General features: G+C 40.0%; 35 protein-coding genes. All 35 read right to left on the reverse strand.

Annotated features, from left to right (window positions below; all coding sequences use genetic code 11):
• A partial coding sequence (locus JOC83_RS20105) for a hypothetical protein (RefSeq protein WP_338038949.1) occupies positions 1–83 on the reverse strand: 83 nt, incomplete at its 3' end.
• Between the two features lie 181 nt (positions 84–264).
• Positions 265–654, reverse strand: coding sequence for a 30S ribosomal protein S11 (rpsK, locus tag JOC83_RS18865; RefSeq protein WP_110113933.1), 390 nt, complete (start codon positions 652–654; stop codon positions 265–267).
• A gap of 22 nt (positions 655–676) precedes the next feature.
• Positions 677–1,042 carry a 30S ribosomal protein S13 gene (gene rpsM, locus JOC83_RS18870; protein ID WP_205188935.1) on the reverse strand — a complete coding sequence of 122 codons (366 nt, stop codon included), beginning with the start codon at positions 1,040–1,042 and terminating at the stop codon, positions 677–679.
• A gap of 24 nt (positions 1,043–1,066) precedes the next feature.
• Positions 1,067–1,180: a 50S ribosomal protein L36 gene (rpmJ, locus tag JOC83_RS18875; protein WP_003156543.1), complete on the reverse strand. Its 114-nt coding sequence runs from the start codon at positions 1,178–1,180 to the stop codon at positions 1,067–1,069.
• A gap of 37 nt (positions 1,181–1,217) precedes the next feature.
• Positions 1,218–1,436 (reverse strand): translation initiation factor IF-1, encoded by a 219-nt coding sequence (gene infA / locus JOC83_RS18880; protein WP_058005984.1) that lies wholly within the window; start codon positions 1,434–1,436, stop codon positions 1,218–1,220.
• 248 nt (positions 1,437–1,684) lie between these two features.
• A complete protein-coding gene (gene map, locus JOC83_RS18885) occupies positions 1,685–2,431 on the reverse strand; it encodes a type I methionyl aminopeptidase (RefSeq protein ID WP_205188936.1) in 747 nt (248 codons plus the stop codon).
• Entirely contained in the window at positions 2,428–3,081 is a 654-nt protein-coding gene (locus tag JOC83_RS18890; RefSeq protein ID WP_205188937.1) for an adenylate kinase, read from the reverse strand. Before JOC83_RS18890 ends, map begins: the two co-directional genes overlap by 4 nt.
• Before the next feature lie 72 nt (positions 3,082–3,153).
• Positions 3,154–4,446, reverse strand: coding sequence for a preprotein translocase subunit SecY (secY, locus tag JOC83_RS18895; protein ID WP_205188938.1), 1,293 nt, complete (start codon positions 4,444–4,446; stop codon positions 3,154–3,156).
• On the reverse strand, positions 4,446–4,886 hold the full coding sequence (gene rplO / locus JOC83_RS18900) for a 50S ribosomal protein L15 (protein WP_205188939.1): 441 nt from the start codon (positions 4,884–4,886) through the stop codon (positions 4,446–4,448). The genes secY and rplO overlap by 1 nt, the downstream gene beginning before the upstream one ends.
• 29 nt (positions 4,887–4,915) lie before the next feature.
• Positions 4,916–5,098 carry a 50S ribosomal protein L30 gene (gene rpmD / locus JOC83_RS18905; protein ID WP_205188940.1) on the reverse strand — a complete coding sequence of 61 codons (183 nt, stop codon included), beginning with the start codon at positions 5,096–5,098 and terminating at the stop codon, positions 4,916–4,918.
• A 13-nt stretch (positions 5,099–5,111) separates the two neighbouring features.
• Positions 5,112–5,612 carry a 30S ribosomal protein S5 gene (rpsE, locus tag JOC83_RS18910; RefSeq protein ID WP_205188941.1) on the reverse strand — a complete coding sequence of 167 codons (501 nt, stop codon included), beginning with the start codon at positions 5,610–5,612 and terminating at the stop codon, positions 5,112–5,114.
• 20 nt (positions 5,613–5,632) lie between these two features.
• A complete protein-coding gene (rplR, locus tag JOC83_RS18915) occupies positions 5,633–5,995 on the reverse strand; it encodes a 50S ribosomal protein L18 (protein WP_205188942.1) in 363 nt (120 codons plus the stop codon).
• A gap of 37 nt (positions 5,996–6,032) precedes the next feature.
• Complete coding sequence (gene rplF / locus JOC83_RS18920; protein ID WP_205188943.1) at positions 6,033–6,572, reverse strand: 50S ribosomal protein L6; 540 nt, start codon at positions 6,570–6,572, stop codon at positions 6,033–6,035.
• A 30-nt stretch (positions 6,573–6,602) separates the two neighbouring features.
• The gene (rpsH, locus tag JOC83_RS18925) at positions 6,603–7,001 is read right to left on the reverse strand and encodes a 30S ribosomal protein S8 (RefSeq protein ID WP_205188944.1); all 399 of its coding nucleotides are present in this window, start codon (positions 6,999–7,001) and stop codon (positions 6,603–6,605) included.
• A gap of 30 nt (positions 7,002–7,031) precedes the next feature.
• Positions 7,032–7,217, reverse strand: coding sequence for a type Z 30S ribosomal protein S14 (locus tag JOC83_RS18930; protein WP_053217608.1), 186 nt, complete (start codon positions 7,215–7,217; stop codon positions 7,032–7,034).
• A gap of 33 nt (positions 7,218–7,250) precedes the next feature.
• Positions 7,251–7,790, reverse strand: a complete 540-nt coding sequence (gene rplE / locus JOC83_RS18935; protein ID WP_205188945.1) for a 50S ribosomal protein L5 — start codon at positions 7,788–7,790, stop codon at positions 7,251–7,253.
• A gap of 31 nt (positions 7,791–7,821) precedes the next feature.
• Positions 7,822–8,133, reverse strand: coding sequence for a 50S ribosomal protein L24 (gene rplX, locus JOC83_RS18940; RefSeq protein ID WP_205188946.1), 312 nt, complete (start codon positions 8,131–8,133; stop codon positions 7,822–7,824).
• 48 nt (positions 8,134–8,181) lie between these two features.
• Positions 8,182–8,550, reverse strand: a complete 369-nt coding sequence (gene rplN / locus JOC83_RS18945; protein ID WP_110113947.1) for a 50S ribosomal protein L14 — start codon at positions 8,548–8,550, stop codon at positions 8,182–8,184.
• 55 nt (positions 8,551–8,605) lie between these two features.
• Complete coding sequence (gene rpsQ, locus JOC83_RS18950) at positions 8,606–8,869, reverse strand: 30S ribosomal protein S17 (protein ID WP_205188947.1); 264 nt, start codon at positions 8,867–8,869, stop codon at positions 8,606–8,608.
• 25 nt (positions 8,870–8,894) lie between these two features.
• A complete protein-coding gene (gene rpmC, locus JOC83_RS18955; RefSeq protein WP_205188948.1) occupies positions 8,895–9,095 on the reverse strand; it encodes a 50S ribosomal protein L29 in 201 nt (66 codons plus the stop codon).
• Complete coding sequence (gene rplP, locus JOC83_RS18960; RefSeq protein WP_110113950.1) at positions 9,085–9,519, reverse strand: 50S ribosomal protein L16; 435 nt, start codon at positions 9,517–9,519, stop codon at positions 9,085–9,087. Before rplP ends, rpmC begins: the two co-directional genes overlap by 11 nt.
• Before the next feature lie 2 nt (positions 9,520–9,521).
• Positions 9,522–10,178, reverse strand: a complete 657-nt coding sequence (gene rpsC, locus JOC83_RS18965; protein WP_110113951.1) for a 30S ribosomal protein S3 — start codon at positions 10,176–10,178, stop codon at positions 9,522–9,524.
• A 3-nt stretch (positions 10,179–10,181) separates the two neighbouring features.
• Positions 10,182–10,523, reverse strand: a complete 342-nt coding sequence (rplV, locus tag JOC83_RS18970) for a 50S ribosomal protein L22 (protein WP_205188949.1) — start codon at positions 10,521–10,523, stop codon at positions 10,182–10,184.
• Between the two features lie 20 nt (positions 10,524–10,543).
• Positions 10,544–10,822: a 30S ribosomal protein S19 gene (gene rpsS, locus JOC83_RS18975; RefSeq protein WP_205188950.1), complete on the reverse strand. Its 279-nt coding sequence runs from the start codon at positions 10,820–10,822 to the stop codon at positions 10,544–10,546.
• A gap of 57 nt (positions 10,823–10,879) precedes the next feature.
• The gene (gene rplB, locus JOC83_RS18980) at positions 10,880–11,710 is read right to left on the reverse strand and encodes a 50S ribosomal protein L2 (protein ID WP_205188951.1); all 831 of its coding nucleotides are present in this window, start codon (positions 11,708–11,710) and stop codon (positions 10,880–10,882) included.
• Positions 11,711–11,737: 27 nt separating this feature from the next.
• A complete protein-coding gene (rplW, locus tag JOC83_RS18985; protein WP_205188952.1) occupies positions 11,738–12,025 on the reverse strand; it encodes a 50S ribosomal protein L23 in 288 nt (95 codons plus the stop codon).
• Positions 12,025–12,648: a 50S ribosomal protein L4 gene (rplD, locus tag JOC83_RS18990; protein WP_205188953.1), complete on the reverse strand. Its 624-nt coding sequence runs from the start codon at positions 12,646–12,648 to the stop codon at positions 12,025–12,027. The genes rplW and rplD overlap by 1 nt, the downstream gene beginning before the upstream one ends.
• Before the next feature lie 27 nt (positions 12,649–12,675).
• Positions 12,676–13,305, reverse strand: coding sequence for a 50S ribosomal protein L3 (rplC, locus tag JOC83_RS18995; RefSeq protein WP_205188954.1), 630 nt, complete (start codon positions 13,303–13,305; stop codon positions 12,676–12,678).
• Between the two features lie 42 nt (positions 13,306–13,347).
• A complete protein-coding gene (rpsJ, locus tag JOC83_RS19000; RefSeq protein WP_110113958.1) occupies positions 13,348–13,656 on the reverse strand; it encodes a 30S ribosomal protein S10 in 309 nt (102 codons plus the stop codon).
• A 336-nt stretch (positions 13,657–13,992) separates the two neighbouring features.
• Positions 13,993–15,183, reverse strand: a complete 1,191-nt coding sequence (gene tuf / locus JOC83_RS19005; RefSeq protein ID WP_205188955.1) for an elongation factor Tu — start codon at positions 15,181–15,183, stop codon at positions 13,993–13,995.
• Between the two features lie 120 nt (positions 15,184–15,303).
• A complete protein-coding gene (gene fusA, locus JOC83_RS19010) occupies positions 15,304–17,382 on the reverse strand; it encodes an elongation factor G (RefSeq protein ID WP_205188956.1) in 2,079 nt (692 codons plus the stop codon).
• Between the two features lie 49 nt (positions 17,383–17,431).
• On the reverse strand, positions 17,432–17,902 hold the full coding sequence (gene rpsG, locus JOC83_RS19015) for a 30S ribosomal protein S7 (protein ID WP_013054923.1): 471 nt from the start codon (positions 17,900–17,902) through the stop codon (positions 17,432–17,434).
• Positions 17,903–17,944: 42 nt separating this feature from the next.
• Positions 17,945–18,367 (reverse strand): 30S ribosomal protein S12, encoded by a 423-nt coding sequence (rpsL, locus tag JOC83_RS19020; protein WP_205188957.1) that lies wholly within the window; start codon positions 18,365–18,367, stop codon positions 17,945–17,947.
• 99 nt (positions 18,368–18,466) lie between these two features.
• Entirely contained in the window at positions 18,467–18,715 is a 249-nt protein-coding gene (locus tag JOC83_RS19025) for a 50S ribosomal protein L7ae-like protein (protein ID WP_205188958.1), read from the reverse strand.
• 131 nt (positions 18,716–18,846) lie between these two features.
• Complete coding sequence (gene rpoC / locus JOC83_RS19030; protein WP_205188959.1) at positions 18,847–22,440, reverse strand: DNA-directed RNA polymerase subunit beta'; 3,594 nt, start codon at positions 22,438–22,440, stop codon at positions 18,847–18,849.
• Between the last annotated feature and the right edge of the window lie 26 nt (positions 22,441–22,466).

Below are 22,466 nucleotides of genomic sequence, written 5' to 3' on the forward strand. Positions count from 1 at the left end.
AGTGGCTCGACGACGAAGTTACCGTACTTTCTATCATCGCTGATTTCTACAGTTTCGATTTTTGGCTTTTCAATCTCTATCACTTATAAACCCTCCTTCAAAACGTCGAAACCTCGGTTAGAGCAATGATAAATCATCGACTAACCGAAATTCCCTATTAGACAGTTCCCGAATGTGCACAACAAATGGAAAAGCATTTATCTGCATGAATAAATTCTGTACCATATCCATTATAGACAAACATACAGAACTTATACACATTAATTATACACGACGACGTTTTGGCGGACGGCATCCATTATGAGGTACAGGAGTAACATCTTTAATAGCTGTTACTTCAAGACCTGCAGCTTGAAGCGAACGAATTGCAGCTTCACGACCAGCACCAGGGCCTTTAACTGTAACTTCAAGAGTTTTTAAACCATGCTCCTGAGATGCTTTAGCTGCAGTTTCAGCAGCCATTTGAGCAGCAAATGGAGTTGATTTACGAGAACCTCTGAAACCAAGTGCACCAGCACTAGACCATGCAATAGCGTTACCGTGAACATCTGTAATAGTTACGATCGTATTGTTGAAAGTTGAGCGGATATGAGCAATACCAGCTTCAATATTCTTTTTCACGCGGCGTTTACGAGTGTTAGTTTTACGTGCCATGTGTTAGTACCTCCTTTACTAATTATTTCTTTTTGTTCGCTACAGTACGGCGAGGGCCTTTACGTGTGCGAGCGTTGTTTTTCGTATTTTGACCACGAACTGGTAAACCACGGCGATGACGAATACCACGGAATGAACCAATTTCGATTAGGCGTTTAATGTTTAAAGAAACTTCACGACGAAGATCTCCTTCTACTTTGTAGCTATCGATAATGTCACGAATCTTACCTAATTCTTCTTCTGTTAAATCACGAACACGAGTATCTTCAGAAACTCCTGCTTCAGCTAGGATTTTTTCAGCAGTTGGGCGACCAATACCGAAAACATATGTTAAAGAGATAACCACGCGCTTGTCACGAGGAATATCTACACCAGCAATACGTGCCATATAAACAGTGCACCTCCTTGTTAATTAGCCTTGTTTTTGTTTATGCTTAGGGTTTTCACAAATAACCATTACTTTACCTTTTCTGCGGATAACTTTACATTTTTCGCAGATCGGCTTTACCGATGGTCTAACTTTCATGTTTCATACCTCCTTGATAGTACGGAGTGCATAGGTTTTATTTGAATCGGTACGTAATTCTACCGCGAGTTAAATCATAAGGTGATAGTTCTACAGTTACTTTGTCACCTGGTAAGATACGAATGAAGTGCATACGAATTTTACCAGAAACATGAGCTAATACTGTATGACCATTTTCTAATTCTACCTTGAACATTGCGTTAGGTAAAGTCTCAGAGACTGTACCTTCCACTTCAATTACATCGTCTTTTGCCATTAAATTGCTCTCCTTTCTTTGAAACAGTAACAAGCTATCAATAAACAACTAAAGCAAAACCTGTTCTGAACATTCGGAGATTGTAATCATTAAATTCAAGATGAAACACGAATGTATATACATCTTTACCATTTTAACAGCAATTCAGACTGAAACGATCATCGTGAATTTAGATAATTACTATATACTGTCCAGTGCATTAAACGAGGAATGGATAGAGACCATTTATAAGATACATCACATTCTATTTATAATACTGTTAGAATCTCATATCCTGTCTCAGTGATCGCAATTGTATGCTCGAAGTGAGCACACATTTTTCCATCAACCGTTACAACTGTCCAATTATCAGGCAATGTTTTTACATATCGAGTACCGGCATTCACCATTGGCTCGATAGCCAACACCATGCCTGGACGTAAACGAGGTCCTTTATTCGGTGGACCGTAATGCGGAATCTGTGGATCTTCATGTAAATCTTGGCCAACGCCGTGACCTACATACTCTCGAACAACAGAAAAGTTATGTGCTTCCACATGAGCTTGAATAGCATGTGAGATATTAGAAAGTCGATCCCCTGGTTTAGCTTGCTCCAAACCTTTATACAAAGACTGCTCTGTTACATCTAATAGCTTTTGAGTCTCATCAGAGATAGACCCAACTGCGTATGTCCAAGCAGAGTCACCATGATATCCATTGTATTTTGCACCAATGTCAATACTGATAACATCGCCTTCTTTAAGTTTTCGATTTCCAGGTATCCCATGTACTAACTCTTCATTCACTGAGGCACATATACTTCCGCGAAACCCATTATACCCTTTAAAAGATGGAATTGCATCATGTTGACGAATAAATTTTTCAGCAATTACATCCAATTCTTTCGTTGTAATGCCTGGTTGAACATGTTTTTTTAGCTCTTGATGAGTTAAAGCAACAATTCTTCCAGCTTCACGCATTATTGCTATTTCACGCGGGGTTTTACAAATAATCATTTATTGATGCCCCCAAGCAAGTTGCGGATATCATCAAATACATTGTTGATATCTTGATCGCCATTAATATTGCGTAGGTAACCTCTGTCTTCATAGAATGAAAGAAGTGGCTGAGATTGCTTCACGTTAACTTCTAGGCGGTTTGCAACTGTTTCTTCATTGTCATCAGCACGCTGATACAATTCGCCACCACACTTGTCACATACTCCTTCTTTCGTTGGAGGATTGAATACAAGATGATACGTAGCACCACAGTCTTTACAAATGCGACGCCCAGTTAAACGATCCATCAAAATACTTTGATCTACATCAATATTAATCACGTAGTTAATGTTCTTATTAAGTTCTTCTAAGATTGCTTCAAGAGCTTCAGCTTGAGCTACCGTTCTTGGAAAGCCGTCAAGTAAGAAACCGTTTTGACAATCTTCTTTATTCAATCTTTCACGTACAATGCCAATTGTTACTTCATCAGGAACAAGTGCACCTTGATCCATGAAAGATTTTGCTTTTAAGCCCAGTTGTGTTCCTTCTTTAATTGCAGCTCGGAACATATCTCCTGTTGAGATATGAGGGATATCATAATTTTCAACGATTCGTTCTGCTTGTGTACCTTTCCCAGCACCAGGAAGGCCCATTAACACCAAATTCATTTCATTTCCCCCTCAGTCTCTTATGTGGTTAATACGGGAAAGCACATGCTTCCCGTTTTATTAACCAACTCTTTATTTAATAAATCCTTTATAGTGACGTTTCACTAACTGACTCTCAAGCTGTTTCATTGTTTCAAGAGCTACACCAACAACGATTAGAAGACTTGTTCCACCGATCTGAGCTGATGGCGGTAAGTCAGCGAATTTGATAAAGAAAACAGGAAGAACAGAGATAGCTGCTAGGAAGAGCGAACCAACTAAAGTAAGTCGGTATAGCACTTTAGTCAAGTACTCTTGAGTGTTCTTACCAGGACGTATACCAGGAATGTAACCACCTTGCTTCTTAAGGTTTTCTGCTACTTGCTCTGGGTTAACCTGAACAAACGTATAGAAATATGAGAAAGCAATGATTAAAGCTACATACACAACCATACCAATAGGTTGAGTATAGTCAAATGTCTTCTGAATCCAATCTGTTACATCATTCGAACCAAAGAATGATGCAATTGTTGGTGGGGTAATGATAAATGAAACGGCAAAGATAACAGGGATTACACCAGCTGCATTTACTTTTAGAGGTAAATGAGTTGATTGTCCTCCAACAGGATTACGACCAGCTAATCGTTTTGCATATTGGATTGGAATCTTCCTCAATGCTTGTTGAATGTAAATAACACCAACGATAATAGCTAAAACTGCAAGAGCAATTAAAGCAACTGTTACGATTCGGATAAATAATTGATCCCCAACATCTTCAAACTGTTGCGCATATATTTGATTTAATGTTGTTGGAATACCAGCAGCAATACCTGCAAAGATCAGGATGGAGATTCCATTACCAACACCTTTAGAAGTAATTTGCTCTCCTAACCACATTAGAAATGCTGTACCTGCAGTAAGCACCGTAGCAATTAGAAGATAAGTAGTAACTCCAGGATTTTGGATTAACTGTCCACCAGAAAGGTTGTTAAACCCTATAGACATACCCAAAGCTTGGATAAATCCAAGCACAATTGTCCCATAACGAGTAACTTGGGCTAATTTACGGCGCCCAACTTCTCCTTGCTTTGACCATTCTGTAAACTTAGGCACAACATCCATCTGCAATAATTGTACAATGATGGATGCTGTGATATAAGGCATAATGCCCATTGCAAGGATTGAGAAGTTTTGTAATGCACCGCCACCAAATGTGTTTAAGACACCAAATACGTTTAATTCATCTTGCAATCTTAGTACATCAGTGTTGACACTTGGTACAGGAATAAATGTTCCAATCCTGAAAACAATTAGCATTAATAACGTGAAAAGGATCTTGTTTCTTATATCACCTACGCGCATAAAATTGGAGATTGTCTGAAACATTAGATCACCTCAGTTGTACCGCCTGCAGCTTCGATCGCTTCTTTGGCAGCTGAGGAGAATTTAGAAGCTTTTACAGTTAGCTTTTTGTTTAATGTACCGTTGCCAAGGATCTTAATACCAGCTTTAGCTTTACTTACTAAGCCAGTTTCAATTAATAATTCTGGTGTTACTTCAGCACCATCTTCAAAACGGTTTAAAGCGTCAAGGTTTACAACAGCATACTCTTTACGATTGATGTTTGTAAAACCGCGCTTTGGAAGACGACGGAATAAAGGAGTTTGACCACCTTCAAAACCAGGTCTTACGCCACCGCCAGAACGAGCGTTTTGTCCTTTATGACCTTTACCTGAAGTTTTACCGTTACCAGAACCAGTACCACGACCAACACGGTTGCGTTCTTTACGAGAACCTTCAGTAGGTTTTAATTCATGAAGTTTCATTCGGAGCACCTCCTTAGAGTGACAATTTATTATTGCTCTTTTACTGTAACAAGGTGAGCTACTTTGTTAACCATACCGCGAATAGCAGGATTGTCGTCTTGAACGACAGTTTGGTTTAACTTACGTAAGCCAAGTGTACGTACAGTCACACGTTGGTCTTCTGGGCGACCAATTACACTGCGAGTGAGGGTAATTGCTAATTTCTTTGCCATTCTTGTTCCCTCCTTATCCTAACAGTTCTTCTACAGTCTTACCACGTAGCTTCGCAACATCTTCAGCACGCTTTAATTCGCTTAAGCCGTTGATTGTTGCACGTACCATATTAATTGGAGTATTTGAACCTAAAGATTTAGATAAGATATCACTTACACCAGCAAGTTCTAATACCGCACGCACCGGACCACCAGCGATAACTCCAGTACCTTCAGAAGCAGGTTTTAAGAAGATTTCGCCAGCACCAAATCGACCAAGAATTTCGTGTGGAATTGTAGTTCCAACCATTGGTACAGTAACTAAATTTTTCTTTGCATCTTCAATTGCTTTACGAATTGCATCAGGTACCTCTTGAGCTTTACCAGTACCAAATCCAACATGACCATTTTTGTCACCAACCACTACTAACGCAGCAAAACGGAAACGACGTCCACCTTTTACAACTTTAGCTACGCGGTTAACGGTAACAACACGCTCTTCAAGCTCTAATTTATTTGGATCAATACGACGCATGATTTTCCCTCCTTTTACAATTAGAATTGTAAGCCAGCTTCACGAGCAGCGTCAGCTAGAGCTTTTACACGACCATGATATAAATAACCGCCACGATCGAATACAACTTCTTTAACACCTTTTTCAACTGCACGTTTTGCAACTAATTCACCGATCTTTTGAGCTGATTCAACATTGCTAGTACCATCTAAAGATAATTCTTTATCTAAAGTTGAAGCACTTGCAATTGTTACTGAATTCGTATCATCGATAATTTGTGCATAAATGTGTTTATTTGAACGGAACACGTTTAAACGAGGACGAGTAGCTGTCCCGAATAATTTCGCACGTACACGAGCATGTCTCTTTTTACGAACTTTATTCTTGTCAAGCTTCGTAATCATCTAGGTCACTCCTTTCCTTTACCTATGCTATGCAGCATTACTTCTTAGCAGTTTTACCTTCTTTACGACGCACATATTCACCTTCGTAACGGATACCTTTACCTTTATAAGGCTCTGGCGGACGAACGTCACGAATGTTAGCTGCTAATGCACCAACACGTTCTTTGTCGATACCTTTAACAACTACTTTTGTTTGAGTAGGAACATCGATTTCGATTCCTTGTTCAGGTGTGATTTCTACAGGATGAGAGTAACCAACGCTTAATACAAGCTTGCTACCAGATTTTTGAGCACGGTAACCGACACCGATAAGCTCTAAACCTCTCTCATAACCTTTTGATACACCTTCAACCATATTACCTAAAAGACTACGAGTAGTTCCATGAAGAGCGCGGTGCTCCTTCGCATCACTTGGACGACTAACTGTAACTACGTTGTCTTCGATTTTGATTTCAATATCAGGGTGGAACGTACGAGTTAATTCACCCTTTGGGCCCTTTACAGTTACAACGTTGTTTTCGTTAGTAACTGTAACACCTGCTGGAATTTCTAAAGGCTTTTTACCAACACGTGACATAACTACACCTCCATTCACTTCAAAAAATTATTACCAAACGTAAGCTAATACTTCTCCACCAGCTTGTTTTTGACGAGCTTCTTTGTCCGTTAAAACACCTTGTGAAGTTGAAACGATCGCAATACCTAAACCGTTAAGTACACGTGGTACTTCATCAGTTTTAGCGTATACACGTAAACCAGGTTTACTGATACGTTTTAGACCAGTGATTACACGTTCGTTGTTAGCACCGTACTTTAAAAAGATACGGATGATACCTTGTTTGTTGTCTTCAATATATTCAACATCGCGTACGAAACCTTCACGCTTAAGAATTTCAGCAATTTGCTTCTTAATGTTTGAAGCAGGTACTTCAATTTTCTCATGGCGTACCATGTTTGCGTTACGGATGCGAGTAAGCAAATCTGCAATTGGATCAGTCATTACCATATGATTTTACCTCCTTCCCATTCTTGGGGTTTACCAACTAGCTTTTTTAACACCAGGAATTTGACCTTTATAAGCAAGTTCACGGAAACAAATACGGCAAAGCTTGAATTTACGTAGTACTGAGTGAGGACGTCCGCAACGTTCGCAACGTGTATACTCTTGTACTTGGAATTTCTGCTTGCGCTTTTGCTTCGCAATCATTGATTTTTTAGCCACATTTTCGCCTCCTCTGCTTAACGTTGGCAGTTATTACTTTTGGAACGGGAAACCGAATTGAGTTAATAACTCTCTAGCTTCTTCGTCAGTGTTAGCTGTAGTAACAATAACGATGTCCATACCACGAACTTTTGATACTTTATCATAATCGATCTCAGGGAAAATCAATTGTTCTTTAACACCTAATGTGTAGTTACCGCGTCCATCGAAAGATTTCTTAGACACACCACGGAAGTCACGTACACGTGGAAGTGAAACAGAAACTAACTTATCGAAGAACTCATACATACGCTCACCGCGTAAAGTTACTTTCGCACCAATTGGCATACCTTCACGAAGACGGAAACCTGCGATAGACTTTTTCGCGCGAGTTACGACTGGCTTTTGACCTGTAATAGCTGCTAATTCTTCAACAGCAGTATCTAGTGCTTTTGCGTTTTGAACAGCATCACCGATACCCATGTTAATAACGATTTTATCAAGCTTTGGAGCTTGCATTACAGATTTATAATTAAACTTGCTAGTTAAAGCAGGAGTAATTTCTTTTACGTATTTCTCTTTTAAGCGGTTCATGTGAATTATACCTCCCTTCACATCTCAATTATTATTTATCTAAAATTTCACCAGATTTTGTTGCTACACGTACCTTCTTGCCATCAACAGCTTTGTAACCAACACGAGTTGGTTCACCAGACTTAGGATCTAATGGCATTACGTTAGATACATGGATAGGTGCCTCTTGGCTGATAATTCCACCTTGTGGATTAACTTGAGAAGGTTTAGAGTGTTTTTTCACAATGTTAATACCTTCAACAAGTACACGATCCTTTTTAGGATAAGCAGCGATTACTTCACCTTGCTTACCTTTATCTTTACCAGAGATAACCATTACCTTGTCACCTTTTTTTACATGCATCCGAGTCGCACCTCCTTAAAAGGCCTTCTTTAGATTTATTAATACAAATTAGATAACTTCTGGAGCTAATGATACGATCTTCATGTAGTTGTTATCACGTAATTCACGAGCAACAGGTCCAAAGATACGAGTACCACGTGGACTCTTATCATCTTTGATGATTACGCAAGCATTTTCATCAAAGCGGATGTATGAACCATCGTTACGGCGAACGCCACGTTTTGTACGAACGATAACAGCTTTCACAACGTCACCTTTTTTAACAACGCCTCCTGGTGTTGCTTGTTTCACCGTACAAACGATAACATCACCAATGTTTGCTGTCTTACGACCAGATCCACCTAATACTTTGATTGTTAACACTTCACGAGCACCAGAGTTGTCTGCAACTTTCAAACGAGATTCTTGTTGAATCATGTACGAAACCTCCCTTCGGATGAATCATCTTTATCCGATCTTAACTCTTTAACTATTAGATAATAACAGCTTTTTCTACAACTTCTACTAGACGGAAACGCTTAGTAGCTGATAACGGACGAGTTTCCATGATTTTCACGATATCGCCCACTTTAGCTTCGTTCTGCTCATCGTGAGCTTTAAACTTTTTAGAGTATTTTACACGTTTACCATAAAGCGAATGCTTTTTGTAAGTTTCTACAAGAACAGTAACAGTCTTATCCATTTTGTCAGAAACTACGCGGCCAGTGTAAACTTTACGTTGGTTACGTTCACTCATTCTGAAAGCCTCCTCTCAGACTTAATTATTTATTAGCTGCAATTTCTCTTTCACGAACAACAGTTTTCATGCGAGCGATTGCTTTACGTACTTCACGAATGCGTGCAGTATTCTCTAATTGTCCAGTCGCTAATTGGAAACGAAGGTTAAATAACTCTTCTTTTAAAGCTTTTACTTTTTGTTCAATCTCAGCAGTGGTAAGATCACGAAGTTCATTAGCTTTCATTAGATTCACCACCAATTTCTTCACGTTTTACAAATTTACATTTTACAGGTAACTTGTGAGATGCTAAACGTAATGCTTCACGTGCGATTTCTTCAGATACACCTGAGATTTCGAACATAACTTTACCAGGTTTAACAACTGCTACCCAACCTTCAGGCGCACCTTTACCGGAACCCATGCGCACCTCTAACGGTTTAGCTGTATAAGGCTTAGAAGGGAAGATTTTAATCCATACTTTACCGCCACGTTTCATGTAACGAGTCATTGCGATACGAGCAGATTCGATTTGACGGTTTGTAATCCAAGAAGCTTCTGTAGCTTGTAAACCGAACTCACCGAAATGTACTTCAGTACCACCTTTAGCACGTCCACGCATTTTCCCGCGGTGTTCGCGACGATATTTAACGCGTTTTGGTAATAACATAATTATTTTCCTCCTTCCTCATTTTTCTTTTTAGTAGGAAGAACTTCTCCACGATAGATCCATACTTTTACACCAAGCTTACCATAAGTAGTATCTGCTTCAGCGTGAGCATAGTCAATATCAGCGCGAAGTGTGTGAAGTGGAACTGTACCTTCACTGTATTGTTCTGAACGAGCGATATCAGCTCCGCCTAAACGACCAGATACCATTGTTTTGATACCTTGTGCACCAGAACGGATTGTACGTTGGATCGCTTGTTTTTGAGCACGACGGAATGATACACGATTTTCAAGTTGACGAGCGATGTTTTCAGCAACTAGCTTAGCATCTAAGTCAGCTCTCTTAATTTCAAGAATGTTGATGTGTACACGTTTGCCTGTTAATTGATTTAAAGCTTTACGAAGTGCTTCTACTTCAGTACCACCTTTACCAATTACCATACCAGGCTTCGCAGTGTGGATCGTCACATTTAAACGGTTAGCAGCACGCTCGATCTCAACTTTAGATACAGCAGCATCGTTTAAACGTTTTGCAATGTATTCACGAACTTTTAAGTCTTCATGTAATAGATCTGCATAGTCTTTACCAGCGTACCATTTTGATTCCCAATCACGGATAACGCCGACACGCAAACCAATCGGATTAACTTTTTGACCCACGAATTATCCCTCCTTCTTTTCTGATACCACGATAGTGATGTGGCTTGTGCGCTTGTTAATTTGGCTAGCACGTCCCATAGCGCGTGGACGGAAACGTTTTAAAGTTGGACCTTCATCAACAAAAGCTTCTGTAATCACTAAGTTGTTAATGTCCATCTCATAGTTATGCTCTGCGTTTGCAACTGCAGATTTTAATACTTTCTCTACAACTGGAGAAGCAGCTTTTGGAGTAAGATTTAAAATCGCTACTGCTTCACCTACTTGCTTTCCTCGAATTAAATCAACAACTAAACGAACTTTACGAGGAGCAATACGTACTGTTCTTGCAACAGCTTTAGCTTGCATATAGAAAGCCTCCTCTCATATTAGCGTCTTGTTTTCTTATCGTCACTTGCGTGACCTTTGTAAGTACGAGTTGGTGCGAACTCACCAAGCTTGTGACCTACCATATCTTCAGTAACGTATACTGGTACATGTTTACGACCGTCATATACAGCGATAGTATGACCAATAAATTGAGGGAAGATAGTAGAACGACGAGACCAAGTTTTTACAACTTGCTTCTTATCCGTTTCATTTAACTTCTCAATCTTGTTGATTAAATGACCATCCACAAAAGGTCCTTTTTTTAAGCTGCGACCCATAGGTGAACCTCCCTTCGTGATTGTTCTACGGTTCGTTTGAACCGTAGCTCAATCCCGTTATTTTTTACGACGACGAACGATAAATTTATCGGATTTGTTTTTCTTCTTACGAGTTTTATAACCAAGAGTTGGTTTACCCCAAGGAGTCATAGGAGACTTACGTCCGATAGGAGCGCGTCCTTCACCACCACCGTGTGGGTGATCGTTAGGGTTCATTACAGAACCACGAACAGTTGGACGGATACCTAACCAACGAGAACGTCCAGCTTTACCAACGTTGATTAACTCATGTTGCTCGTTACCTACTTGACCAACAGAAGCGCGGCAAGTTGCTAGAATCATACGTACTTCACCAGAAGTTAAACGTACTAATACGTATTTACCTTCTTTACCAAGTACTTGAGCTGATGTACCAGCAGAACGAACTAATTGTCCACCTTTACCAGGCTTTAATTCGATGTTGTGGATAACTGTACCCACTGGAATGTTAGCTAATGGTAGAGCGTTACCTACTTTAATGTCAGCTTCTGGGCCAGACATAACTTCCATACCTACTTCTAGGTTTTTAGGAGCTAGAATGTAACGTTTTTCTCCATCTGCATAGTTTACTAACGCGATGTTAGCAGAACGGTTTGGATCGTACTCGATTGTAGCAACGCGTCCAGGTATTCCATCTTTGTCACGTTTAAAATCGATGATACGGTATTGACGCTTGTGTCCACCACCTTGGTGACGAACTGTCATTTTACCTTGGTTGTTACGTCCACCTTTTTTCTTTAAAGGTGCAAGTAATGATTTCTCAGGTTGGCTAGTTGTGATTTCAGCAAAATCAGATACTGACATACCACGACGACCATTTGAGGTTGGTTTATACTTTTTAATCGCCATCTCAATTTCCCTCCTTTTCTATTAAACTTAAGCTTCAAAGAATTCGATTTCTTTGCTGTCTTGAGTTAGTGTCACAACCGCTTTACGACGACGGTTTGTAAGACCACTATAGCGACCTACACGTTTGAATTTACCTTTGTAGTTCATGATGTTAACTTTTTCAACTTTTACGTCAAAGATTTGTTCGATAGCATCTTTAACTTCAGTTTTATTAGCTTTCACACTAACTTCAAACGTATATTTTTTATCGACCATTAAGTCTGTTGAACGTTCTGTAATTACGGGGCGCTTAATAATATCACGAGGATCTTTCATTATGCAAGCACCTCCTCTACTTTTTCAACTGCTTCTTTAGTAATTACAAGCTTATCATGGTTCATAACGTCTAATACGCTTAAACCGTTAGCTGCGACTACAGTTACACCTGGGATGTTACGAGCTGATAAAGCAACGTGTCCATCTAGGTCAGCAGTTACTACTAATGCTTTACGATCTACTGAAAGGTTTTTAAGAACTGCCACCATTTCCTTAGTCTTTGGTGCTTCAAAAGTTAAGCCTTCAACAACAACGATGCTGTTATCTAATACTTTTGAAGATAATGCAGATTTAATTGCTAAGCGACGAACTTTCTTAGGTAATTTGTAGCTGTAGCTTCGTGGAACTGGACCGAATACTACACCACCGCCACGCCATTGTGGTGAACGGATAGATCCTTGACGAGCACGTCCAGTACCTTTTTGACGCCATGGTTTGCGTCCTCCGCCCCTTACTTCAGAACGATTCTTTACTTTAGATGTACCTTGACGCATAGTTGCACGTTGCATTACTACTGCATCAAAAAGTACGCTTTCGTTTGGTTCGATACCGAAAACGGCAGCGTTTAGTTCGATTTCACCAACATTTTGGCCGTTTTGGTTAAACAATGCTACTTTTGGCATTGGTTGTTTCCTCCTTTCCTATAAGAGTTATTTAGATTTAACCGCACTCTTAACAGTTACTAAAGCTTTTCTAGCACCAGGTACGTTACCTTTTACTAATAGAAGATTACGCTCAGCGTCAACCTTAACGATTGCTAAGTTTTGAACAGTGATACGCTCTCCACCCATGCGACCAGCAAGAGCTTTACCTTTAAATACGCGGTTTGGAGCTACAGGTCCCATTGAACCTGGACGACGATGGTAACGAGAACCGTGAGACATAGGTCCACGAGATTGTCCGTGGCGTTTAATTACACCTTGGAAACCTTTACCTTTTGAAATTCCTGTTACATCGATTACATCGCCTTCCGCGAAAATATCAACTTTGACTTCTTGACCAACCTCATATCCCGAAACGCTCACGTCACGTAATTCGCGAATGAAGCGCTTAGGAGCAGTACTCGCTTTAGCAACGTGTCCTTTAGCTGGTTTGTTAGATAATTTCTCACGAATATCTTCAAAACCTAATTGGATTGCTTCATAACCGTCCGTTTCAACGTTTTTCACTTGAAGTACTACGTTTGGAGTAGCTTCAATAACTGTTACAGGGATTAATTCACCGTTTTCTGCGAATACTTGAGTCATACCGATCTTTCTTCCTAAGATTCCTTTGGTCATAAGTCACACCTCCTAAATATATCTTTGAATTTTTTATTTTAATTAAAGTTTAATTTCGATATCTACACCAGATGGTAAGTCTAAACGCATTAATGAATCAACTGTTTGTGGAGTTGGATTCACGATATCAATTAAGCGCTTATGAGTACGCATTTCAAACTGCTCACGAGAATCTTTGTACTTGTGTACCGCACGTAGAATTGTGTAAACTGACTTCTCAGTTGGTAATGGAATCGGACCTGAAACAGTCGCGCCAGAACGCTTTGCAGTATCTACGATTTTCTCAGCAGATTGATCAAGAATTCTGTGATCATACGCTTTTAAACGAATGCGAATTTTTTCTTTTGCCATTATTTTCCCTCCTTTTTCGCCTACTTTTATAAATAGACATTCTCCGCGGAAATTTTCCTCACACTCGCCATGGCAAAGCGGCCGTGTGTGTCGGTAACCTTCCGCTTCATCGCAGTCAAAGACCAACATTTTTATTATACTAAAAATGGGCTCTCAATGCAACAATAAAATTATTTTTTCTTTTACTGTTGCGCACTTTTTTCATTATATATAAAAAGATAGCCTTTTGCAAGAAGAAGCTTTAAAAAGATTTCTTTCCTTTTCTTTCTATTATATAGAAGAAAGACGCAAATAAAAAAAGCAAGGATCCTAGGATCCTTGCTTTTAAATAGGCTATTACTCAGTGATAGTAGCTACTACACCAGCGCCTACTGTACGTCCACCTTCACGGATTGAGAATTTAGTACCTTCTTCAATCGCGATTGGAGCGATAAGTTCAACAGTCATTTCGATGTTGTCTCCAGGCATAACCATTTCTACGCCTTCTGGAAGTTGGCAAATACCAGTTACATCAGTTGTACGGAAGTAGAACTGAGGACGGTAGTTTGTGAAGAATGGAGTATGACGTCCACCCTCTTCTTTAGAAAGAACGTAAACTTCAGCTTTGAACTTTGTGTGTGGAGTGATTGAGCCTGGCTTAGCTAATACTTGTCCACGTTGGATATCTTCACGAGCTACCCCACGAAGTAAAGCACCGATGTTGTCTCCAGCTTCAGCATAATCAAGAAGCTTACGGAACATTTCTACACCAGTTACAGTTGTAGATTTTGGCTCTTCAGTTAAACCGATGATTTCGATTACGTCACCAACTTTAACTTGTCCACGCTCTACACGACCTGTAGCAACTGTACCACGACCAGTGATTGAGAATACGTCCTCAACTGGCATCATGAATGGTTTTTCAGTGTCACGCTCTGGAGTTGGGATGTACTCGTCAACAGCGTTCATTAGCTCAACGATTTTCTCTTCCCAAGCAGCATCTCCTTCAAGAGCTTTAAGAGCAGAACCTTTGATTACTGGTACATCGTCACCAGGGAAATCGTACTCAGAAAGAAGGTCACGTACTTCCATTTCTACTAATTCAAGTAACTCTTCGTCGTCTACCATGTCACATTTGTTTAAGAATACAACTAGGTAAGGAACACCTACTTGACGAGAAAGAAGGATGTGCTCACGAGTTTGTGGCATTGGACCATCAGCAGCAGATACTACTAAGATACCACCATCCATTTGAGCAGCACCAGTGATCATGTTTTTAACATAGTCAGCATGTCCTGGGCAGTCAACGTGTGCATAGTGACGAGTGTCAGTTTCGTACTCAACGTGTGCAGTTGAGATTGTGATACCACGCTCGCGCTCTTCTGGAGCAGCGTCGATCATATCATAAGCCATAGCTGCACCTTTACCACTGCGCTTAGCAAGTACAGTTGTGATAGCAGCTGTTAAAGTAGTTTTACCATGGTCAACGTGACCGATTGTACCAATATTGGCATGTGTTTTCGAACGGTCGAATTTTTCTTTAGCCATTTGAAAATCCTCCTTGAAAGTTCAGTTAGTTTAAGTATGATAATGCCGTGAAAGGGTAGATAAATCTCCACTTTCACAGCCTACATAAGTAGTTATACTTGATTAAAGGATGAAAATCAATTATTCACCTTTATTTTTTTTGATAATCTCTTCTGAGATTGTTTTAGGAACTTCTTCATAGTGATCGAAGTGCATAGAATAAGTACCACGACCTTGAGTGTTTGAACGTAATGCAGTTGCATAACCAAACATCTCAGAAAGTGGAACGAATGCACGTACAACTTGAGCGTTACCGCGTGCTTCCATACCTTCTACACGTCCACGACGAGAAGTGATGTCACCCATGATATCCCCTAGATACTCATCAGGAATAACAACTTCTACCTTCATCATTGGTTCAAGGATAGCAGGGTTACATTTTGATACTGCGTTTTTAAGAGCCATAGAAGCGGCAATTTTAAACGCCATCTCACTTGAGTCAACATCATGGTATGATCCGTCAACTAAAGCAGCTTTGATATCGATTAATGGGTAACCAGCTAATACACCGTTTTGAAGAGCATCTTCAAGACCAGCTTGTACTGCAGGGATGTATTCACGTGGAACTACACCACCAACGATTTTGTTTTCAAACTCAAAGCCTTTACCTTCTTCGTTAGGTTCGAACTCAATCCAAACGTGACCGAATTGTCCACGACCACCAGATTGACGAGCGAACTTACCTTCAACTTTCGCACCAGCGCGGAAAGTTTCACGGTATGCTACTTGAGGAGCACCAACGTTAGCTTCTACTTTGAACTCGCGACGCATACGGTCAACGATGATATCAAGGTGAAGCTCACCCATACCAGAGATGATGATTTGTCCAGTCTCTGTATTAGTTTCCGCACGGAAAGTTGGATCTTCTTCTTGTAACTTTTGAAGAGCAGTTGTCATTTTATCTTGGTCAGCTTTTGACTTAGGCTCAACAGATAAAGAGATAACTGGCTCTGGGAATTCCATAGACTCAAGGATAACAAGGTTTTTGTCATCACAAAGAGTATCACCAGTTGTTGTATCTTTTAGACCTACAGCTGCTGCGATATCTCCAGCGTAAACTTCAGAGATTTCTTCACGGCTGTTAGCATGCATTTGTAGGATACGTCCTACACGCTCACGCTTGCCTTTTGTTGAGTTCTGTACATAAGAACCAGAAGATAATTTACCTGAATATACACGGAAGAACGTTAACTTACCAACGTAAGGATCCGTCATAACTTTGAATGCTAATGCCGAGAATGGCGCATCATCGCTAGACTCACGTGTAACTTCCTCATCAGTATCAGGAGTGATACCTTTGATAGCAGGTACATCTAATGGTGAAGGTAAGTAGTCGATAACAGCATCAATCATAAGCTGAACGCCTTTGTTTTTGAATGCTGAACCACATACAACTGGATAGAAGTTAACGTCGATTGTACCTTGACGAATAGCAGCTTTCAATTCTTCTTTTGTAAGCTCGCCTTCTTCAAGATATTTCATCATTAATTCTTCATCTAGTTCAGCTGCAGCTTCAACTAGCTTCGCATGGTACTCTTCAGCTAATTCCTTGTATTCTTCAGGAATTTCTCTAGCGTCAGTACGAGTACCTAAATCATCAGCATAGTAGTATGCAACCATGTCTACTAAGTCGATGATACCTTCGAATTCATCTTCAGCACCGATTGGTAACTGAATTGGGTGCGCGTTTGCACCTAAGCGATCATGCATTGTTTTAACTGAATATAAGAAGTCCGCACCGATTTTATCCATTTTATTAACGAATACAACACGTGGAACTCCGTATGTTGTCGCTTGACGCCATACAGTTTCAGTTTGAGGCTCAACACCAGATTGAGCATCAAGAACTGCCACCGCACCATCAAGTACACGAAGTGAACGTTCAACTTCTACAGTGAAGTCTACGTGTCCAGGAGTATCGATGATGTTAACACGGTGACCTTTCCATTGAGCAGTTGTTGCAGCAGATGTGATTGTAATACCACGCTCTTGCTCCTGCTCCATCCAGTCCATTTGTGAAGCTCCTTCATGAGTTTCACCAATTTTATGGATACGACCAGTGTAATAAAGTACACGCTCAGTCGTAGTTGTTTTACCAGCATCAATGTGAGCCATGATACCGATATTACGAGTGTTTTCTAAGGAGAACTCTCTTGCCATGTCGGGTATTTCTCCTTCCTAATTTAAGATTGTATAGTTTTTTAAAGAATTACCAACGATAATGAGCAAATGCTTTATTAGCTTCAGCCATTTTGTGAGTATCTTCACGCTTCTTAACAGCAGCACCAGTGTTGTTAGCTGCATCTAAGATTTCATTAGCTAAACGCTCTTCCATCGTTTTTTCTCCACGAAGGCGAGCATAGTTAACTAACCAACGAAGACCTAACGTTGTACGACGCTCTGGACGTACTTCCACAGGTACTTGGTAGTTAGAACCCCCTACACGGCGTGCTCTAACTTCTAATACAGGCATGATGTTTTTAAGAGCTTGGTCGAATACTTCCATAGCTTCTTTACCACTGCGCTCTTGTACTAGATCGAATGCTCTGTACAGAATAGCTTGTGATTTTCCACGCTTACCATCAAGCATCATCTTGTTGATAAGGCGGCTAACAAGCTTCGAATTATAAATTGGATCTGGTAATACATCTCTTTTTGCAACAGGTCCTTTACGTGGCATTCTGATTTCCTCCTTTCACTATCATTCATCTATTTTTTGAAATTATTTTTTAGCTGCTTTAGGTCTCTTAGTACCATACTTAGAACGACCTTGCATACGTCCATCAACACCAGCAGTGTCTAATGCACCACGTACGATGTGATAACGTACCCCTGGTAAGTCTTTTACACGTCCACCGCGGATTAATACCACGCTGTGTTCTTGTAGGTTGTGACCAATACCTGGGATATAAGCTGTTACCTCAATACCATTTGTTAAACGCACACGAGCGTATTTACGAAGCGCTGAGTTAGGCTTCTTTGGTGTCATTGTACCTACACGAGTACAAACACCACGCTTTTGTGGAGAAGATTGGTTTGTTTGAGCTTTTTTGAAGCTGTTGTAACCTTTGTTTAACGCAGGAGAGTCAGACTTTTGAATTTTGCTTACGCGACCCTTGCGTATTAGTTGGTTAATAGTAGGCATTTCATTTTCCTCCTTTCGAGCTTTTTTAAGACCACACATCCAGGTGGTTCATTTTTAAGCAAAAACAAAGTTTTTGAAACAAATAATTTCAAAAACATTTTAACGTATAATTGCAACAGATGAAGCTCCAACTTCTATTTTACAAGCTTTTCCAAGCTTTTTTGTAGAATCAACATATGTTAATGATATTTTTAACGCATTTGCTGTCTCAATGACTGCTTGAGTAACAAGAGAATCAGCATCTTCTGCTATAAAAACTTCTTTAACAATACCTTTTTTAAGAGCCTTTACTGTTTGCTTAGTTCCTACAACAATGTTGTTAGCCTGTGATACTTTTTCATAAGACACTTTCATATCCTCCAAAGCAACAGGTGTTTTATAGGAGCACCTTTGATATAGTATCATTCTCTAGAATGGATGTCAACTATGAAAAAGTATTTTTATAGCTATCCATTCTAGAGGAATGATTTTTAAAGTAATTAGTCTACTGTTACAACTTCTTCAGACTCTTTCGCAACAGGCTCTGTTAAACGATAGCGAGTCATACCTGTACCAGCAGGAACTAACTTACCAATGATAACATTTTCTTTAAGACCTAGTAATTCATCACGTTTCCCTTTGATAGCTGCATCTGTAAGAACGCGTGTTGTTTCTTGGAATGATGCTGCAGATAGGAATGAATCTGTTTCAAGAGATGCTTTTGTAATACCAAGTAGGATTGGACGACCTGTAGCAGGACGATTTCCTTCTAGTAATACTTTTTCGTTTGCATCTGTAAATTGGTGAACATCGAGAAGAGATCCAGGTAGTACATCTGTATCTCCAGCATCGATAACACGTACTTTACGAAGCATTTGACGCACCATTACCTCTACGTGCTTATCTCCAATTTCTACCCCTTGCATACGGTATACTTTTTGAACTTCACGTAATAAGTATTCTTGAACAGACGTGATATCTTTTACTTTTAATAATTCTTTCGGATCGATTGAACCTTCCGTTAACTCTTGACCACTTAATACTTGTTGGCCTTCAGCAACTTTTAGACGTGCACTGTAAGGAGCTGTGTACGAACGGCTTTCAATGTCACCTTGAACCGTAATCTCATGTTGACGGTCACGGCCTTCTGTAATAGCAGTAACAGTTCCAGAGATTTCTGTAATAACAGCTTGACCTTTTGGATTACGCGCTTCGAAAATCTCTTGAATACGCGGTAAACCTTGTGTGATATCGTCTCCGGCTACCCCACCTGTATGGAATGTACGCATCGTTAACTGTGTACCTGGCTCACCAATTGATTGAGCGGCAATGATACCAACTGCTTCACCCACTTCAACTTCTGAACCTGTTGCCAAGTTACGACCATAACATTTTTTACATACACCATGGCGTGTGTTACACGTAAACGCTGAGCGAATCCATACTTGTTCAATACCAGCTTCAACAATTGTTGTTGCGATATCTTCTGTAATCAGTTCGTTTTCACCAACAAGAACTTCATTTGTTTCAGGGTGAACAACAGCTTTACGAGCATAACGACCGATTAAACGCTCATCAAGTTTTTCAATCTCTTCTGTTCCTTCTTTGATTGCAACAGCAAGGATACCTCTGTCTGTTCCACAATCGTCATCACGTACGATAACATCTTGTGCAACATCAACAAGACGACGAGTAAGGTAACCTGAGTCAGCTGTTTTAAGAGCTGTATCGGCAAGACCTTTACGAGCACCATGCGTTGAGATGAAGTATTCTAATACTGTTAAACCTTCACGGAAACTAGATTTGATTGGTAATTCAATAATACGTCCAGATGGGTTAGCCATTAGTCCACGCATACCAGCAAGCTGAGTGAAGTTTGACGCGTTACCACGAGCACCTGAGTCACTCATCATAAAGATTGGGTTGCGCTTATTTAATGACGCCATTAACTTACCTTGAATTACGTCTTTTGCAGCACTCCAGATTGAGATAACACGATCATAACGCTCGTCTTCAGTAATTAAACCACGACGGAACTGTTTTAATACGTTATCTACTTTCGCTTGTGCTTCGTGTAAAATAACTTCTTTTTCACCTAAAACTACGATATCAGCTACACCAACTGTAATACCTGCTTTAGTTGAATATCTAAATCCAAGGTTTTTCATGCGATCAAGCATCTTAGACGTTTCTGTAATCTTGAAACGTTTGAATACTTCTGCAATGATGTTTCCAAGAATTTTCTTCTTAAATGGTGCAATGACTGGTTGTTCTTTAATGAACGCCTTCACATCTGCACCTTTATCTACGAAGTACTGAAGTGGTGTTTGTACTTCTAAATTTTGCTTTGTTGGCTCGTTAATATATGGGAAAGATTTTGGTAAAATCTCGTTAAATACTAACTTCCCTACTGTTGTTACAAGCAACTGCTTGTTTTGCTCGTCAGTGAACGTTTCGTTATTTAAAGAACCAGCGTATACAGCTACACGCGTATGAAGATGAACATATCCATTTTGATATGCTAGCAATGCTTCGTTTGTATCTTTAAATATCATACCTTCTCCAACTGCATCTTCACGCTCTAATGTTAGGTAATAGTTACCTAATACCATATCCTGTGAAGGAGTAACAACTGGTTTTCCATCTTTAGGGTTTAAGATGTTTTGTGCCGCAAGCATTAAAATACGCGCTTCAGCTTGTGCTTCAGCAGAAAGCGGTACGTGAACAGCCATTTGGTCACCGTCAAAATCGGCGTTGTATGCTGTACATACAAGTGGATGTAGACGGATTGCACGACCTTCTACAAGAGTTGGCTCAAATGCTTGAATTCCAAGTCTATGTAGCGTTGGTGCACGGTTAAGTAGTACTGGATGTTCTTTAATAACAGACTCCAATACATCCCATACCTCTGGTTGTACGCGTTCAATTTTACGCTTCGCACTCTTAATGTTATGAGCTAAACCACGTTCTACAAGCTCTTTCATAACGAAAGGCTTGAATAGTTCTAACGCCATTTCTTTTGGTAAACCACATTGATACATCTTTAAGTTCGGACCTACAACGATAACCGAACGACCAGAGTAATCTACACGTTTACCTAGTAAGTTTTGACGGAAGCGTCCTTGTTTACCTTTTAACATATGAGAAAGTGACTTTAATGGACGGTTACCTGGTCCTGTTACAGGACGACCACGACGACCGTTATCAATTAACGCATCAACTGCTTCTTGAAGCATACGCTTTTCGTTTTGAACGATAATGCTTGGAGCTCCAAGATCTAAAAGACGCTTTAAACGATTGTTACGGTTAATAACACGACGATATAAGTCATTCAAGTCAGAAGTAGCGAAACGGCCACCGTCAAGTTGTACCATTGGACGTAACTCAGGTGGGATAACTGGTAATACATCTAGAATCATCCAGAATGGTTCGTTACCAGAATTTCTAAATGCTTCAAGTACTTCTAAACGCTTGATAGCTCTTGTACGTCTTTGTCCTTGTGCAGTCTTTAACTCTTCTTTTAATGAGTCAACTTCTTTATCAAGATCAATATCTTGTAAGATTTTCTTAACAGCTTCTGCACCCATTGCTGCTTGGAACGTCTGACCATACTTTTCACGGTATGCACGATATTCTTTTTCTGATAAAAGTTGCTTCTTCTCTAGTGGTGTATCACCAGTGTCAGTCACAACATACGACGCAAAATAAATAATTTCCTCTAGCGCACGAGGGGACATGTCTAAGACAAGTCCCATGCGGCTAGGAATACCTTTAAAGTACCAGATGTGTGAAACCGGTGCGGCTAATTCAATATGTCCCATGCGCTCACGACGAACTTTCGCACGCGTAACTTCAACACCACAACGATCACATACAACGCCTTTATAACGAACACGTTTATATTTTCCACAATGACATTCCCAGTCTTTTTGTGGACCAAAAATACGCTCACAGAACAAACCATCTTTTTCAGGTTTTAATGTACGGTAGTTAATGGTTTCAGGTTTCTTGACCTCACCATACGACCAAGAGCGAATTTTATCCGGCGAAGCTAGACCAATTTTCATATACTCAAAGTTATTAACATCTAGCAAGGAGCCTACCTCCCTTTTAATCTACA

The sequence above is a fragment of the Priestia iocasae genome (assembly GCF_016909075.1).
GTDB lineage: Bacteria > Bacillota > Bacilli > Bacillales > Bacillaceae_H > Priestia > Priestia iocasae.